Annotated in this window: 10 protein-coding genes; 6 read left to right on the plus strand and 4 right to left on the minus strand. The window is 40.1% G+C overall.

Annotated elements, in window-relative coordinates; all coding sequences use genetic code 11:
- Nucleotides 1-234: 234 nt before the first annotated feature.
- The 3 genes from GPS65_RS08020 to GPS65_RS08030 all read left to right on the plus strand — a co-directional run bounded on the left by GPS65_RS08020 (nucleotide 235) and on the right by GPS65_RS08030 (nucleotide 3,526).
- Nucleotides 235-1,455 (plus strand): MFS transporter, encoded by a 1,221-nt coding sequence (locus GPS65_RS08020; protein ID WP_119125165.1) that lies wholly within the window; start codon nucleotides 235-237, stop codon nucleotides 1,453-1,455.
- Between the two features lie 71 nt (nucleotides 1,456-1,526).
- The gene (locus GPS65_RS08025; RefSeq protein WP_012010688.1) at nucleotides 1,527-2,567 is read left to right on the plus strand and encodes a 2,3-butanediol dehydrogenase; all 1,041 of its coding nucleotides are present in this window, start codon (nucleotides 1,527-1,529) and stop codon (nucleotides 2,565-2,567) included.
- A 128-nt stretch (nucleotides 2,568-2,695) separates the two neighbouring features.
- Nucleotides 2,696-3,526, plus strand: coding sequence for a manganese catalase (locus tag GPS65_RS08030; protein ID WP_012010687.1), 831 nt, complete (start codon nucleotides 2,696-2,698; stop codon nucleotides 3,524-3,526).
- Nucleotides 3,527-3,562: 36 nt separating this feature from the next.
- Here GPS65_RS08030 and GPS65_RS08035 read toward each other — a convergent pair whose 3' ends face one another.
- From GPS65_RS08035 to GPS65_RS08050, 4 genes are read right to left on the minus strand one after another with little or no spacing between them, the layout of a single operon-like run.
- Nucleotides 3,563-4,276, minus strand: coding sequence for an amino acid ABC transporter permease (locus GPS65_RS08035; RefSeq protein WP_119125164.1), 714 nt, complete (start codon nucleotides 4,274-4,276; stop codon nucleotides 3,563-3,565).
- Between the two features lie 12 nt (nucleotides 4,277-4,288).
- Nucleotides 4,289-4,987, minus strand: a complete 699-nt coding sequence (locus GPS65_RS08040; RefSeq protein WP_119125163.1) for an amino acid ABC transporter permease — start codon at nucleotides 4,985-4,987, stop codon at nucleotides 4,289-4,291.
- Nucleotides 4,984-5,844, minus strand: a complete 861-nt coding sequence (locus GPS65_RS08045) for an amino acid ABC transporter substrate-binding protein (protein ID WP_012010684.1) — start codon at nucleotides 5,842-5,844, stop codon at nucleotides 4,984-4,986. The genes GPS65_RS08040 and GPS65_RS08045 overlap by 4 nt, the downstream gene beginning before the upstream one ends.
- Nucleotides 5,841-6,605, minus strand: coding sequence for an amino acid ABC transporter ATP-binding protein (locus GPS65_RS08050; protein WP_034620634.1), 765 nt, complete (start codon nucleotides 6,603-6,605; stop codon nucleotides 5,841-5,843). The genes GPS65_RS08045 and GPS65_RS08050 overlap by 4 nt, the downstream gene beginning before the upstream one ends.
- Nucleotides 6,606-6,749: 144 nt before the next feature.
- Here GPS65_RS08050 and GPS65_RS08055 point away from each other — a divergent pair, with 144 nt between their 5' ends.
- The 3 genes from GPS65_RS08055 (at nucleotide 6,750) to GPS65_RS08065 (ending at nucleotide 16,001) form a co-directional block, all read left to right on the plus strand.
- Entirely contained in the window at nucleotides 6,750-7,913 is a 1,164-nt protein-coding gene (locus GPS65_RS08055) for an acyl-CoA dehydrogenase family protein (RefSeq protein WP_119125162.1), read from the plus strand.
- A 105-nt stretch (nucleotides 7,914-8,018) separates the two neighbouring features.
- Nucleotides 8,019-8,828, plus strand: coding sequence for a BPU family class D beta-lactamase (gene blaBPU / locus GPS65_RS08060; RefSeq protein WP_373370228.1), 810 nt, complete (start codon nucleotides 8,019-8,021; stop codon nucleotides 8,826-8,828).
- 168 nt (nucleotides 8,829-8,996) lie between these two features.
- Nucleotides 8,997-16,001, plus strand: a complete 7,005-nt coding sequence (locus tag GPS65_RS08065) for a DNRLRE domain-containing protein (RefSeq protein ID WP_161985394.1) — start codon at nucleotides 8,997-8,999, stop codon at nucleotides 15,999-16,001.
- The last annotated feature ends 9 nt before the right edge of the window (nucleotides 16,002-16,010 follow it).

The following is a 16,010-nucleotide window of genomic DNA, read 5'->3' on the forward strand; positions in this document are numbered from 1 at the left end:
AGCTGAGAAGGAGCCGGGCAGCATGTTGGAACCAAGCCTCTTAGCTCTGCACCGGATTCCTTCGGATGGTGGTGCGGCGACATTCTCCCGTTACAGAGATGGGTTCATGATGACCTGCTAAGGTTCATTTGGCAACAGATGAATAAACTGAGGTGGCAACGCGGAGTAAATCCCGTCCTCAAGACAGAAATGTCTTGGGGGCGGGATTTTTTATGGCAAATAGGGGGAAAAGTGATGAAAAAACATTGGCGGGATATGAGTTTGCTACTTGGAGCCATCGGAATTGCGAACATAGGAGAATGGATTTATATGATTGCGCTCCATCTGCTCATTTTTCAAGAAACAGGCTCTGTGCTTGCTGTAACGGCTGTCTATATGATGAGACCAGTTGCTTCTCTTTTGACAAACAGCTGGTCTGGCAGTTTGATTGACAGGCTGAATCAGCGGAAAGTGATGATCAGCTTAGATATCAGCCGGGCAATCTTGATCGCATGTATACCCTTTGCGTTATTTTCAGGGTATCTGCTTACCTTGTATGTAATCGTATTTCTTATTCAAATGGCACAAGCGATGTTTCATCCGGCTTCGATGGTCTATATGACGGGATTGATCCCGGCGGATAATCGAAAAAGATTTAATGCCATTCGTTCATTATTACAATCGGGTGGGTTTTTACTTGGTCCCGCTGTAGCAGGTCTGCTTTTTTTAATCGGAACTCCTGTTTTTTCAATTTATATCAATGCAATTTGTCTATTGGTATCTGCTCTGTTCACGACGTGTTTACCGAATTTGCTCAAACAAGATGCTAACCAAAAGGGCTTTACCCTTTCAATGTTAAAAGAGGATGCGAAGCTTGTTCTCCGGTTTAGTTTGACATCACGCCAGATTATGACGGTGTATTTGTTATTTAGTGCCGCTATCACGGTACTTCCTACTGCGATTGATTCTCTTGAAACAGCCTTTGCAAAAGAAGTGCTACTGCTGACTGATACACAATATGGTCTTCTTGTTAGTATAGCTGGGGCAGGTATTATCGCAGGCGCAGGTCTTAATTCGGTGATTGTGGAAAAGCTGCCTGTTTCGATCATGCTCGGGGTTGGTAGTTTGTTTGTGGCATGTGGCTATCTCATTTATGCTTTTTCCAGCACATTGTTTGCGGCCGCTGTTGGATTTTTTATATTAGCATTCTTTTTAGCTTTTGCGAACACAGGTTTTATGACTTTCTATCAAACGAATATCCCGGTAGAGGTGATGGGGCGGGTAGCGAGTTTTTACGCTTTGGTGGAAGCCATTCTGACGATCATGATGACAGGGTTCTCTGGTGGACTTGCACATGTTTTATCAATCAGAACCTCCGTTGTCATCGGTAGTCTATGTATGCTTCTTGTCTGTTTATTGCTATGTTTTGTCATCTTTCGTCCATTGACTGGCAAAAAGATAGTGCATCCTACTTAGAAAATTAAAAAAATTATGTTATAATTATTTAAGTAAGTTAAATGAAATTGATGAGAAAAGGAGTCTTACACATGAAAGCACTACGCTGGCACGATCAAAAGGACATTCGACTAGAGGAAATTGATGAACCAAAAGTTGCTCCAGGAAAAGTGAAACTTAAAGTGAAATGGTGCGGCATTTGTGGTAGTGATTTACATGAATATCTAGGAGGACCTATCTTCATTCCAGTGAATGAACCTCATCCACTGACAAAAGAAAAAGCACCTATTACACTGGGGCATGAATTTTCTGGTGAGGTTGTTGAAGTAGGAGAAGACGTGAGCAATTACAAAGTAGGCGACCGAGTGGTTGTTGAGCCTATTTTTGCAACTCACGGACATCAAGGTGCTTACAACTTAGATGAAAACATGGGCTTTTTAGGACTTGCCGGAGGCGGCGGTGGATTCTCTGAATATGTATCTGTCGATGAAGAATTACTTCATTTATTACCAGACGAAATTTCATATGAGCAAGGGGCACTTGTAGAGCCTTCAGCAGTTGCTCTATATGCAGTTCGTTCTAGTAAAGTACAAGCTGGCGATACAGCGGCTGTGTTTGGATGCGGACCAATTGGCTTACTTGTTATTGAAGCATTAAAAGCAGCTGGTGCTACTGATATTTACGCGGTAGAATTATCTAAAGAACGCCAAGAAAAAGCGAAAGAGCTTGGAGCGATCATTGTTGATCCTTCTCAATATGAAGATGTTGTTCAAGAAATTGCACGCCGTACAAATGGTGGCGTCGATGTTTCTTTTGAAGTGACAGGTGTACCTGTTGTATTGAAGCAAGCAATCCAATCAACTAGAATTTCAGGTGAAACAGTCATTGTGAGTATTTGGGAAAAAGGCGCAGAAATTTTGCCAAATGACATTGTCATTAAAGAACGTACAGTCAAAGGAATTATCGGCTACAGAGACGTATTCCCATCTGTATTAAACCTAATGAGAAAAGGCTATTTCTCTGCAGATACGCTCGTCACGAAGAAAATCAAGTTGGACGATGTAATCGAAGATGGTTTCCATGCTTTAATCAATGAAAAAGATCAAGTGAAAATTTTAGTTAGTGCTGAATAAGTAAGATGACAAAGGGAATGGCAGAAGCCATTCTCTTTTTTTATGCACATGACAGCTCCTTTTCATAAAAAAGCCTGCGATTGAATAGTGATAATTGAAAAGATGTTTTTGATAAGGGAGATGACATCATGTTTTATCACATTAAAGAATTGCAATATGAAGCAAAGCCCTCAAAACCTGATCCACTTTACGCGAAGAAGCTGCAAGAAGTATTAGGCGGACAGTATGGAGAAATTAGTGTCATGATGCAATATTTATTTCAAGGCTTTAATTGTCGAGCAGATCAAAAATACAGAGATTTATTGTTTGACATAGGGACAGAGGAAATTGGTCATGTGGAAATGCTGGCGACGATGATTGCACGTTTATTAGATAAAGCACCAGTTAAAGAACAAGAACAGGCGTACGAAAGTGACCCAGCACTTGCAGCTGTTATGGGTGGTATGAATCCTCAGCATGCAATTGTTGCCGGTTTAGGAGCCATGGCAGCGGATAGTCAAGGATATCCGTGGAATGCCAAGTATATCATTGCAAGCGGAAATTTAATGGCTGATTTTAGAGCCAATTTAAATGCAGAATCACAAGGGAGACTTCAGGTCACAAGGCTCTACGAAATGACCGATGATCGCGGCGTTAAGGATATGCTCTCTTTCCTTATTGCTCGTGATACATATCATCAAAATATGTGGATTGCGGCGATTAAAGAATTAGAAGAACGAGAGGGGGATGTCGTCGTACCAACCACCTTCCCACGCTCACTAGAAAAACAGCAAGTGTCCTATGATCTGTTTAATTTCTCAAGAGGGGAAGCAAGTAAGGAAGGCAGATGGGCACATGGCCGAAGCATGGATGGAAAAGGGGAGTTTAGATATATTTCTGCACCCGTCGTGTTTGGTTCTGCACCAAAACTAAAACCCGCACCAAAGGAACTGTTTAACACACCGAAAAAAGGTGAATAAAAAAAGTCGATCAGGATTTGAGCCTGATCGGCTTTTTTAACGTCCGAGAGATCTTCCATATACGCTGACACGTTTCTCTAACAAGGCAAAAGTGAGTTCAAAGAAAATGCTCAGCAGCCAATAGATCAAAGCAGAGACGAGATACGTTTCTAAAAATTGATAGCCGTCGTTCGCAATGATTCGGGAAATCCCCATGATTTCAAGTACTCCAATCGTAAACGAAAGAGAGGTGGCTTTTAATAGCTGAATGAGCTGATTGCCTAAGTTCGGCAAGGCGACCACAAATGCTTGCGGCAAAATAATGCGCATCATCGCTTGTCGTGTTGTCATTCCCACAATTTTTGCTGCTTCAAGCTGTCCTTTGTCTACCGCAAGAAGTGCACTCCGAACAACCTCTGTTAAATGGGCAGCTGAATGGAGGCTGAATGTCATAAGGGCAACAGCTAATGGGGAGACCATATCTGGATGAAAGGTCAGCCCGAATGTATCGCTCACTTTGGTTAGAATAAAAGGAAGTCCATAAAAGAAAGCGAACAACTGAACAATCAGAGGCGTTCCTCTAAAAAAGGAGACATAGAGCGTCACAAGCTGCCTGAGTACAGGAATGCGAAAGAGACGAATGAAAGCAAAAACAGATCCAATTATCAGGCTCACAGCCATGGAAACGAGTGCAATCAATAAGGTGAAAGGAACGCCTTTTAAAATATGAGGTACTTGGTCAATCGCAAATTGAATATCAATCGTTTGCATCAAATCGCCTCCTTAACGTGACAGGCTGGTGCGGCCTTTGACAAATTTCCTTTCAAGCAGCATGGTGATCAGTTCAATACTCATGCAAATAAGCCAATACACAATCGCAATGATTACATACACCTCAAACATACCGATTCCGTAGTTATTTCCTAAAATGATCTTTACCTGTCCCATCATATCAATGAGTCCGATTGTAAAGGCAATCGCTGTGTCTTTCACGAGATCAATGGTGTAATTACCGAGGTTCGGCAGTGCAATGAGAAAAGCCTGCGGGATAATGATCCTGATCAATGCCTGAGTATCTGTCATCCCAACAATGTAGGCGGCCTCCAGCTGATCCTTCCCGACAGATGAATACGCACTGCGAAAGACTTCAGATAAATAAGCGCCCGTATGTAAAGAAAATGTCATCATCACAAATAACATACGATCCCAATGATTGATTTGAATCCCTGCTACAAGTAAAAGCTGAGGCAGGCCAAAATAAATCAAGAAAAGCTGAACAATTAAAGGCGTACTCCGTGTAAAAGATAAATAAACACTCGCCAGTTGCTTTAACACTGGGATTTGTTTAATACGGATACATGCAAATAGCAAGCCGATGATGATAGCAAAAAACAATGACACGATCATAATGAGAAAAGTGAGTGGCAGGCGTTCAAGCACCTGTAAAAAGATTCCTAGCCAATCTCTAGCTGTAAACGTCATGACGCTTCCTTCCTTTCTTCATTTTGATCGTCTTGCTCTGTAATGTCATCAATATCTTGAAAGAAATCAACCCCAAACCACTTTTTCGCTAGCTTCGGCAGTGTTCCATCATCAATCATCTCTTGTGTGATCCGGTCCAAATCTTCTGCAAGTTGCTTCTCGCTTGGCTGTAAGACAAGATAGATAGGCTCCTTTGACACAATGCCGCCAACTTTGACCTTTAAGTTCAAATGCTTTTGAATGGTATCAAAGGTGGAAATGTTCATAAATGCTGCATCGGACCGTCCGCTTTCAACACGCTTTAAGTTGAGTTCATTTGAAGGGCTCTCAATAGTCGTCAGCGAAATATCTGGGTCATGTTCTTGATTATATTGATTTAAAATTGAACGCAAGCCCCCGCTAGGGCTGACAGGAGCCAGCTTTTTAGATGTCATATCATCAAGCGATCGAATCTCCTTGTCTGATTCATTCACAATTAAACCTGTCATCGAATAACCGTACGGGACCTTAGGGTAAAGGAAACGCTTTTCACGTTCAGGGTTACTAAAAAACCAATTAGCCGCCATGTCAAACTTCCCTGCGCCTACACCAATTAAATTCGATTCTTCCTCGCCAAAAATATAATCAAAATGTACATGAGGGAGCCTCTTTTCCACTTCATTTAAATAATCAATGTTATAGCCAATCGGTTCATTTCGGTCATTTGTGGCTAAAAAGGGTGGATTGACCTCTGCACTCAGTGCGACTTTTACAATTTTTCTACCATCTTCTGTCGTGGTTTTCACACTGCTACAGCCCATCAGAGAAAGAAATAACAGAAGGACACCGAACATCATGAATACTGTCTTTTGCTTCATTTGTCTTTCTCCGATTCTTGCCACATGCCGCGATGAATTCTTGATAAAAATTGTTTCGTTCGTTCATGCTGTGGCTTCAATAGGACGTCTTCTGGTGAACCTTTTTCAACGATTTCGCCATCTGCCATAAAGATCACCGTATCCGCCACGTCCTTTGCAAAAGAAATTTCATGCGTCACAATGACCATTGTCATCCCTTGGCTCGCAATATCTTTGATCATTTCAAGAATTTCTCCTACCATCTCTGGGTCCAGAGCCGACGTAGGTTCATCAAACAAGAGAACTGAAGGGTTCATCGCAAGTGCGCGGGCTATGCCAATTCGCTGCTGCTGACCGCCAGATAATTCACTCGGAAACGCATCTTTTTTATGAAGCAGGCCAATCCGCGTTAAAAATTGCTCTCCGACCTTTTCTGCTTCTTTTTTAGACATGTTTTGAGACACGATCAATCCTTCTGTAATATTTTCAAGTGCTCGTTTATTCTGAAACAAGTGATAATGCTGAAACACCATGGAAGATTGCTGCCTGAGTTTCAGCAGATCTTTTTTATGATATCGTTCAAATTGAATCGTGGCTTCACCAACTGTCAGCTCTCCTTTGTCTGGAATATCGAGGCTGTTTAAGCTGCGAAGAAGTGTGGTTTTTCCTGATCCGCTCGGTCCAATAATGGCAACCACTTCACCTTCTTGTACGGTGAAATCAATGCCTTTTAACACATGGGTCTGCCCATAAGATTTATGTAGATTAGTAGCTGAAATCATAAAAGCATCACGTTCCTTTGACATATGTACTTAATATTGATAAAATTTAACACATTAAATCCTATAAGTAAAGTGTGTTTTATTTATTCCGATTGGAAAAATCAGATATGATAGATTGTGAGAAACAGAGGAGTTGGATACGTTTTGTCTAAAGCATTATTTGTCGATACCGATTTTCAAAAAACATGGCTTTATCAACTAGAATCTCTTCGTGAAACGATCGAACAAACGGCAAAAGAACATGATGAAGGCGCTTATTTTCCTGAAAAAAATATTGAATCATTAATAGAGATGGGCTATACAACGTTGTCTCTTCCTGCTGAACACGGAGGCGGCGGTCAATCTGTGAAGGATATGGTTCTGTTTCAAGAGACACTCGGCAGTATGGACGGAGCAACTGCCTTATCAATCGGCTGGCACCAAGGGGTTGTAGGCGAGATCTACGAAAAGAAACAATGGAATGAGCAGCAGCTGCAATTCTTTGCGGAAGAAGTGAAGAAGGGCGCCCTCGTCAACCGTGCCGTAAGCGAGGCGCAGACAGGCAGTCCAACAAGAGGCGGGAAGCCTGGGACAACAGCTACTAGATCAGGTAATGAGTGGATTATCAATGGACGTAAAATTTTCACAACGATGTCACCAGCGCTTACATACTTTTTAGTCGGTGTATGGATTGAAGAAAAAGAGGCTATGGGCTTCTTCTTAATTCATCGTGAGACAGCAGGTGTTTCAATAGAAGAAACGTGGAACGTTGTGGGCATGAGAGGAACTGAAAGTCATGATTTAATTTTAGATCAGGTGAAGGTTTCAGATGATATGCTTGTTGAGGTGCAAAAAGGGCCACGCGGTGGTACGCTAAATCCTTGGATTGCACATATTCCGTCCTGCTATTTAGGGATTGCACAAGCAGCAAGGGATTATGCTGTTCAATATGCCATCACCCATTCACCGAACAGCATCAACGGCACAATTAGTGACCTGCCAAATGTCCAAACACTGATTGGCGAAATCGACTTACTATTAAAGCAAGCACGCCACGTCATCTACTCAACGACCACATTGTATGAAAAGCCAGAAAAAAGAGAGCTGTTAATCAATGAATTTGGTGCTGTGAAGCATACTGTCGTTAATCATAGTTTGCAAGTTGTCGATAAAGCTATGCGTTTAGTCGGTGCGAAAAGCTTAAGCCTAGACTGTCCACTGCAGCGCTACTATCGAGATATTCGTGCCGGGCTCCATAACCCGCCAATGGACGATATGACGATATCAAAAATGGCGAAACAGGCCATTCAAGAGAAAAAAGAGAGCTAATATACAGCAAAAAGCCGGATATAAACCGGCTTTTTTTATTTGAAAGAAAAGAGGACATGTGTACCTTATGTCCCATCGCTTCAGCATGCTACAATCATGGAAATCATGAGAAAAGGAGCGATTGTTTTGAAGAAAAAGTATATAAAAAGGCTGTTTTCTTGCATCATGCTGATGGCATTTTGTATCAGCCAGCCATCATCAACTGAAGCAAGATCAATAGCGTGGTCTGTAGATGAATTCTTTAAAAATCGGGAAGGCACGTTTGTGATTCAAGAAGTAAAAGAAAAGTCCCCATGGGTGTATAACAAAAAAAGAGCGAAAGAGCGCTTTGCACCTCAATCGACATTTAAGGTAGCAAATGCCTTAATCGGACTCCAAACAGGCGCAGTGAGAGATGAATACGACATCAAATATTGGGATGGCGTAAAAAGAGAGATTGACAATTGGAATAGAGATCATACATTAGGATCTGGCATGAGAGATTCAGTCGTCTGGTACTATCAAGCCATGGCACGTGACATTGGAGAAGAACGCATGAATCATTGGGTGAAAGCTATTCATTATGGGAACAAAGACATATCTGGCGGAATCGATCAATTTTGGTTAAGCAGTACCCTACGAATTTCTCCCATCGAACAAGTTCGTTTTCTCAAACAGCTATATGAAGAGACTCTTCCATTTGACCTAAAGAACATGAGAACAGTCAAACGAATGATGGTACAAGAAGAAGAGAAACACGCCACCCTATACGGAAAAACAGGCTCCGGATCAGACATCGGCTGGTACGTAGGTTTTATCAAACATGAACACAAAACCTACATCCTCGCCACAAATATCAAAGGCACCGGCATAGAAGCAAAAGACATCACCTATCGCATTTTGAAAAAATATCATTTGATGGAAGCATCCGTTTAGGGTGCTTTTTTATGTGTGAAAAAGGGGATATATAGATAAGTTGATGTTATATGGATTAGTTTGAAAGAATGATATATTTATAGAAATATATTGAAGTATCATTTCAAATGTATTATTATATATGGCGTAATGTTACAAATGTTACAAATATATGATAAGGAGATTAATATGAACCTAAAAAGAAAAGTAAAATGGAAAAGGAATATCGCGGCACTACTAGCCTTTGTGATGCTTTTATCAATGTTACCTTCTGATATTTTTGCAGAGGAACATGACAAAAATACAAAATCAAGTCATAACAGCTTAGAAGAGTTTGATGATTCAAAAGCCCTGGAATTGGCAGGCGTTGACGAAGATGAAATTGGAAAAGACGGAGAAGTTCTTTCAGAAAGAACAGAAAACAGCAAACTTTTTTATGAAGGAGAGGGTGTATTTACACAAGAGGTTTATCCTGATCCTATTCATATTAAAGAGGCTCCAGATGCTGAATGGGAGGACATCTCTCCAGAATTAAAGACGATCTCGAAAAAAGAAATAGAAACAGAAAATGCGAAATTAGAAACTACTTTTCAAAAGCAAATGAAACAAGGACTTTATGCGACATTTGAACACAAGAAGCATCAAATTGAATTTTCAATTTTAAAAGCTTCAGGGAAAAATAAATCAGAAATCAATTCCAAAGATACCTCTGCACAATTTAAAGAGAACACCAACGAGCTTACATATGAAGAGGTATTTCCAAATATAGATTTACGATCATTCACCTTTAATGAAAACATCAAGGAAGATATTGTACTCAATCAATATGATGGCTACAATTCATTTACATTTAAAATAAAGACAGATCTAACTGGGGAAATTGAGGAAGACGGTTCTATTACATTTTACGATCAGAAAAAACGGACCATTTTTCAAGTCCCAAAACCGTTTATGACGGATTCTAATTTAGATGAAAAGTCAGGTGAAGTGGCTCGCTCAGAAGATGTGAGCTTTAAATTAGAAAAAGAACACGATGGCTATTTACTTCGTGTGACAGCAGATGAAAAATGGCTTAAAGATCCTGAACGAGTTTATCCTGTGTCTATCGATCCTTCGACTTCTTTATCTGTATCAGCAGACACATTTATCATGAGTAAGTACCCAACAACAAATTATTCATCCTCTACGCAAAAATGGGACGCTAAACTTAAAAGTTATGTACTCAAAACAGGTTATTACGATAAAACAACTGGTACAAACTATGCGTTCATGAAGTTTAACTCATTCAAACCGATTCAAAATATGAATGTAACGAAAGCGACGCTCAAAACATATGTTGCTCATTCATATTACGGGTCGAAGGCTACTGGCCTTTGGCTGGATACAGTGAATGCCAACTATGATCATACAAAACTAACGTGGAACAATAAACCAAGCTCTAAAAACATCGGCAAAGCCAATGTATATAAAGGACAATGGGCGAGCTATGATGTGACTTCAACCATCAAAGCTTGGAATAGCGGAACAGCTAACTATGGTTTTAAATTACATGCAAATGGAAATGGGCAAGACCATTGGAAAAAAATAATCTCATCAACAAACTCTACCAATAAACCAGTCATTGAAGTAACGTATACCATTCCACAAGCAAATGCACCAACTGTAAAAGGTTTTAGTAATGGAAATGGTACAGGCTACTTCAATTTAAGTTGGAAAAAGGTAGCTGGTGCAAAAGGCTACAAAGTGTGGTTATACAACGGAAAAGAGTATGAAGCCATTTCAGTTGGAAATGTGGCATCATGGAGTACAAAAGGAAAGAATATATGGCCAACAGCAAGCGAGATTGCTGCTAAAAAATATAAACTTCATTTAGACGGAAAAGGTGGAACTGAATTAGCAGTTGATCCTTCCCCAGTTTACAAAAACTCAGGTGGCAATTATGCGACAAGTAAAAATTATTGGGTAGCTGTAAGTGCGATTTTTGACCAAGGTGAAGGCGCAATGTCAGCAAAAGTAAAACCTGTCGTGCCGAATGTGGCTAGAGCGAAGGCACCTAGTACAAAAGGATTCAATAATAATAATGCAACAGGTTACTTTGATCTTTCTTGGAATTCAGTTTCCGGTGCGACCGGTTATAAAATACAAATGTTTAATGGGAAAAGCTATGAGACATTGGATCTCGGGAATCAAACATCATGGTCAACAAAAGGGAAAAAAGTATGGCCGACAGCTGCTGAGATCAAAGCAGGTAAATATGCATTACACCTCCAAGATGGAAAAGGGGCAGAGCTTCCAATTCATCCTGGTGCGACTTACAAAAATGCTGGAGGAAATGCGGCTCAAAAACATTATTCCTTCAGAGTGATTGCCTATAATAAAGATGGAGAAGCCATTGCTTCACCGCCAGCTGGACCAACTTTACCTGATTTATCTAGACCGAAAGCTTTATCTGGATATGCTTATACCAATACAAAAGAGAGCCAAACAGGTTATTTCAATTTACATTGGGACAAAGTGAAAAATGCAAAAGGATATAAAATTAACATCTATAATGGTAAGGCATATCAATCATTTGATGTTGGTGATGTCGATCATTGGACAACACAAAACAAGAATATTTGGCCAACTCCTGCTGAAATTAAAAGTGGGAAATATGTGCTTCATACAGATGGAAAGGGCGGAGAATTAGCGCTAGACCCATCACCAGTATATGAAAATGCAAATGGAAATTATAAAGGACGCAAGAACTACTCCTTTACCCTTTCCGCCTACGATGCAAATGGAGAAACCATTCCGACACCAGCCTTTAACCCGACATTCCATGAAGGGGCCGAATTCCTTGGAACAGAGGATTACTGGTCGATTATTGATATACCAGACGGCCAGCTTAATGGTGCAACTGGGAATGTGATTGTCAGTGAAGAAGAAATGTCGATTGATGGAAGAGGACCAGGACTTGGAATGGGTCGAACGTACAATAGTTTAGATGCAGCGGACCACCTGTTTGGTCAAGGGTGGTACGCAGATGTAGAAACGAGTATCACGCCAACAAAAGAAGGTGTCATCTATCTTGATGAAGATGCCACAACTCATGTTTTTACAAAAAAAGCAGATGGTACGTATCAACCACCAACAGGTATTTTCCTTGAATTAACGGAATCAAAAGATGAATACATGTTAAAAACGAAGGATCAAACCTTTGCGCACTTTAGTAAAAACGGTGGGAAGATTACCAAGGTTGTAGATGGACATAAAAATACAACGACATACAAATATAACGAAAACAATCAGCTCACTTCAATGGAAGATGCATCTGGCCGAAAAATAATAATGGATTATGATGAAGATGGTCATATCATTTCGGTTCAAGGACCAAAAGGGAAAAAGCTTTCATATGAGTATGATGCAGGTTTACTAACGAAAGTCATAGATTCAGATGGAACAAGTATCTCATATGAATACGATAAAGAAGGCAGATTGATTAAACAATTCTCTCAAAACAGTACAAAAGATCAGCCTGTTTTTACAGAATATCAATATGAAAATCATCGTTTAGTCAAGGCAATCAATGCAAAAAAAGAAACCTTTGAGTATGCATATGATTTATCTAAAAAGACACTCATGCTGACGCAGCCAAACGGGCGAAAAATACAGTATACGTATAACGAAGCAGCCAATCCAATTCAAGTTGTAGATGATGCGGAAGGGCTTAAGATCACCACTAAAACCAAATATGAAGGCAACCAAATCGTAGAAGAAACTGACCCAAATGATGTAGAGAAAGGAAAAGCTACAGAAAGCTATTCGTATGACAAAAATGGCAACGTCATTCAGGCGAAAGATGCTTACGGGACAGAAACCTACGAGTATAACAAAAATAATGATGTCACTAAAGTGAAAGATACAGAAGGAGATATTACAGATATCGCCTACGATGGATTAGATGCTGTATCTGAAACGGATCAAAGTGGAAATATGTCTTCAGCAAGTATTTATGATTCGTACGGGAATTTGGTACAAACGAGTAAAGAACTTGCTGCAGGTGCGAGTATATTAAAAAATGGCAGTTTTGAAGATACGCTAACAGGCTGGAAGCTTACAGCATCTAAGGATGACGGGAAATTAGCGCAGACAGCTGGAAAAAGTGGTCCGTTATCTGGCGGCAGAGTATTAGAGGTCAGTTCACAGTCGACAACTGAAGGAACAGAACTTGGCTATTCTTCTGCTACTCAAGAAGTAATACTAGAGCCAAATACGACGTATACACTGAGTGGAAAAATCAAGACAGAGCTAACGAAAGCAAGAGCATTTTTTAACATTGATTTAAGAGATACAAACAACAAACGAATTCAATGGATCAGTAACGGCTACAGTACATTATCAGGCAAAAACGATTGGACAAAACGCCAAGTCACGTTTACGACGCCATCTCATGCAGGCAAAGCTGTGATCTATATGGAAGTGGATCATCGTGATAAGGCTGGAAAAGGAAAAGCCTGGTTCGATGAGATTCAGCTAGAAAAAGGCGAAGTTTCATCAAGTTATAATCCAGTCAAAAATAATTCCTTTACGGATAAAACAACAAGCTGGAGCGGAACAGGTGGTTCATTAGATAATGAAGAAGGCTTTAACGATGACGTTTCGTTAAAAATGACAAGAACCTCTTCAACTCAAGCGAATGTCATCTATAAACAATCTGTACCAATTGAACAAAGTGCAAATGATCAATCTGTGTATGTCACATTGACTGGGATGTCTAAGGCTGAAAATGTCAAAGCCTCAAGTGAAAATGACTACTCACTTCAAGCGTCCGTTACGTATACAGATGGCACAACAGGAACGTTTAATGCGAAATTCCCAACCGGTACACAGGAGTGGAACCGAGCGGCGGTTGTCATACCAAAAACAAAACCATTGAAAAAAGTCGACGTTCAGATTGTTTTCCAAAAAAGCGCGACTGGAACAGTTTGGTTTGACGATATTCGTCTAGTAGAAGGAAGTCTTTTAACGAAAACCACTTACGACGAAAAAGGGAACTATGCAGTTAAAGAAGAGGATGAGCTTGGTTACTCATCTCAATCTACCTACGATGAAACAGGCAAAAAACTTTCTGACACAGATGCGAAAGGCGAAAAAACAACATTCGAATATGACCAGGCTGATCAGCTGAAGAAAATCACTTTATCTAACGGGACATCCATTGTGAGAACGTATGATAAAGAGGGCAATGAACAGTCGAAAACCATTCGTGCAGAGTCAGATCAGACGTATCAGTTTGAATACGACCTGATGGGCAAATTGACAAAAACCATTGATCCATTAGGAAATGTGTTAAAAAGTGAATATGATGCGAATAGCAACTTAATCAAAACCATTTCTGCAAATGGACATGAAGTGTCTCTCACGTATGATGGAACAGACCGAGTGAAATCCAAGTCATACAATGGGACAGAAAAATATAACTTTAACTATGATAAAAACGGAAACGAAACAACAGTTGTTAACAAAGAACAAAACACAACCAAAAACAGAACGTTCGACCAACAAAACCGCATCACAAAGTTAACAGAGCGTGGCAGCAGCCAAACTTGGACGTATCCAGCCGATTCAGATAAACTAAAATCCTTTGAGTGGACACACGGAAATCAAAAAGGAACGAACCAATTCAGTTACAATAAGCTTGATCAAATGACGCAGATGAAGGATTCGAGTTCTACGTATTCGTTTGATTATGATGAAAATGGAAATGTTCAGTCCTTTATTACAGGTAACGGCAGTGGTGCTAGCTTTGCTTATGATGAGCGCAATTTAATCAACGATTTGCACATTGGAACAAGCCAAGGGGCAACGATCTTAAACGAAGCTTACGAATATGATCAAAGTGGAAACAGAATAACGATTGAAAAAGGCACCAACGGGAAGATTCGTTATGAATATGGAAAATTAGATCAATTGATCAAAGAAACTCATCCAGATGGCACGGTCATTGAGTACACATATGATGGGTTTGGAAACAGAAAAACAGTTGCGACTGAAAAAAATGGCACTAAAAAAACAATCAACGCATCATTCAACATCATGAACCAACTGACAAAGGTAAATGATGAGACTTTAACTTATGACAAAAATGGCAACCGAACGTCTGACGGACAATTCCTTTATGAATGGGATGCAGAAGATAACATAACGGCCATCAAGAAAAAAGGCGAAGACAAGCCATTTGTCACTTACAAATATGATGAGCGTGGATACAGAATTCAAAAAACAGTGAATGGAAAAGTCACCAATTACTTTTATGACGGCGACAGCCTGAATGTTTTATACGAAACAGATGGAGACAACGAAGTCACAAAAGCATACACATACGGTGAGAGTGGACAACTCCTTGCATTCACACAAAATGGAAACAAATATTTCTATCACTACAATGCACACGGTGATGTCATAGCCATCACAAATAATGCAGGAAAAATCGTTGCTGAGTACGAATACGATACATGGGGCGTTCCAACTAAAGTAAAAGAAGATGAAGAAGTAAAAGGAAACCCATATCGCTATGCTGGTTACCGCTTCGACGAAGAAACAGGAATGTACTATTTAATCGCACGCTACTATGAACCGAGAACCGGCGTATTCCTATCACTAGATCCAGACCCAGGAAGCGATGGAGATGCGCTAGATCAAAACGGATATACCTATGGCAACAACAACCCAGTCATGAATGTAGACCCAGACGGCCATTGGGTATGGTTTGTTGTCAATGCAGGATTTGCGGTATATGATGGATACAAAGCACATAAATCAGGGAAAGATTGGAAAGGTGTAGCAGCTGCAACCGTATCAGGATTTTTGGGTGGTGGAAAATTAAAGGGAGCGAAAAGGGCTTTAAATTTTGCGAAAAGCAGTGGGAAACGAAAAGTAAAGAGTGTTGATTGGGACCATATCAAATCAGGTCACTCTGCAAAATCTAAAAAGAAAAATAAGGGAAAATTTAGAAGTAATAAAACATTAAAAAGAACTACACGGGATACCTTGAAGACGGGAAAGGCTAGAGCTGGGAATAAACCTGGCTCAACAGTTTATGAGAAAACTTATAAAAAATATGTTGGTGTCAATGGGAAAGGAAAAAAAACAAAGAGAGTTAGAGTGGTAGTCCAAAAAGATGGTACTTTAAGAACAAGCTTTCCATATTAGGAGTTGAGA

Source organism: Bacillus pumilus, from assembly GCF_009937765.1.
Classification (GTDB): Bacteria; Bacillota; Bacilli; order Bacillales; family Bacillaceae; genus Bacillus; species Bacillus pumilus_O.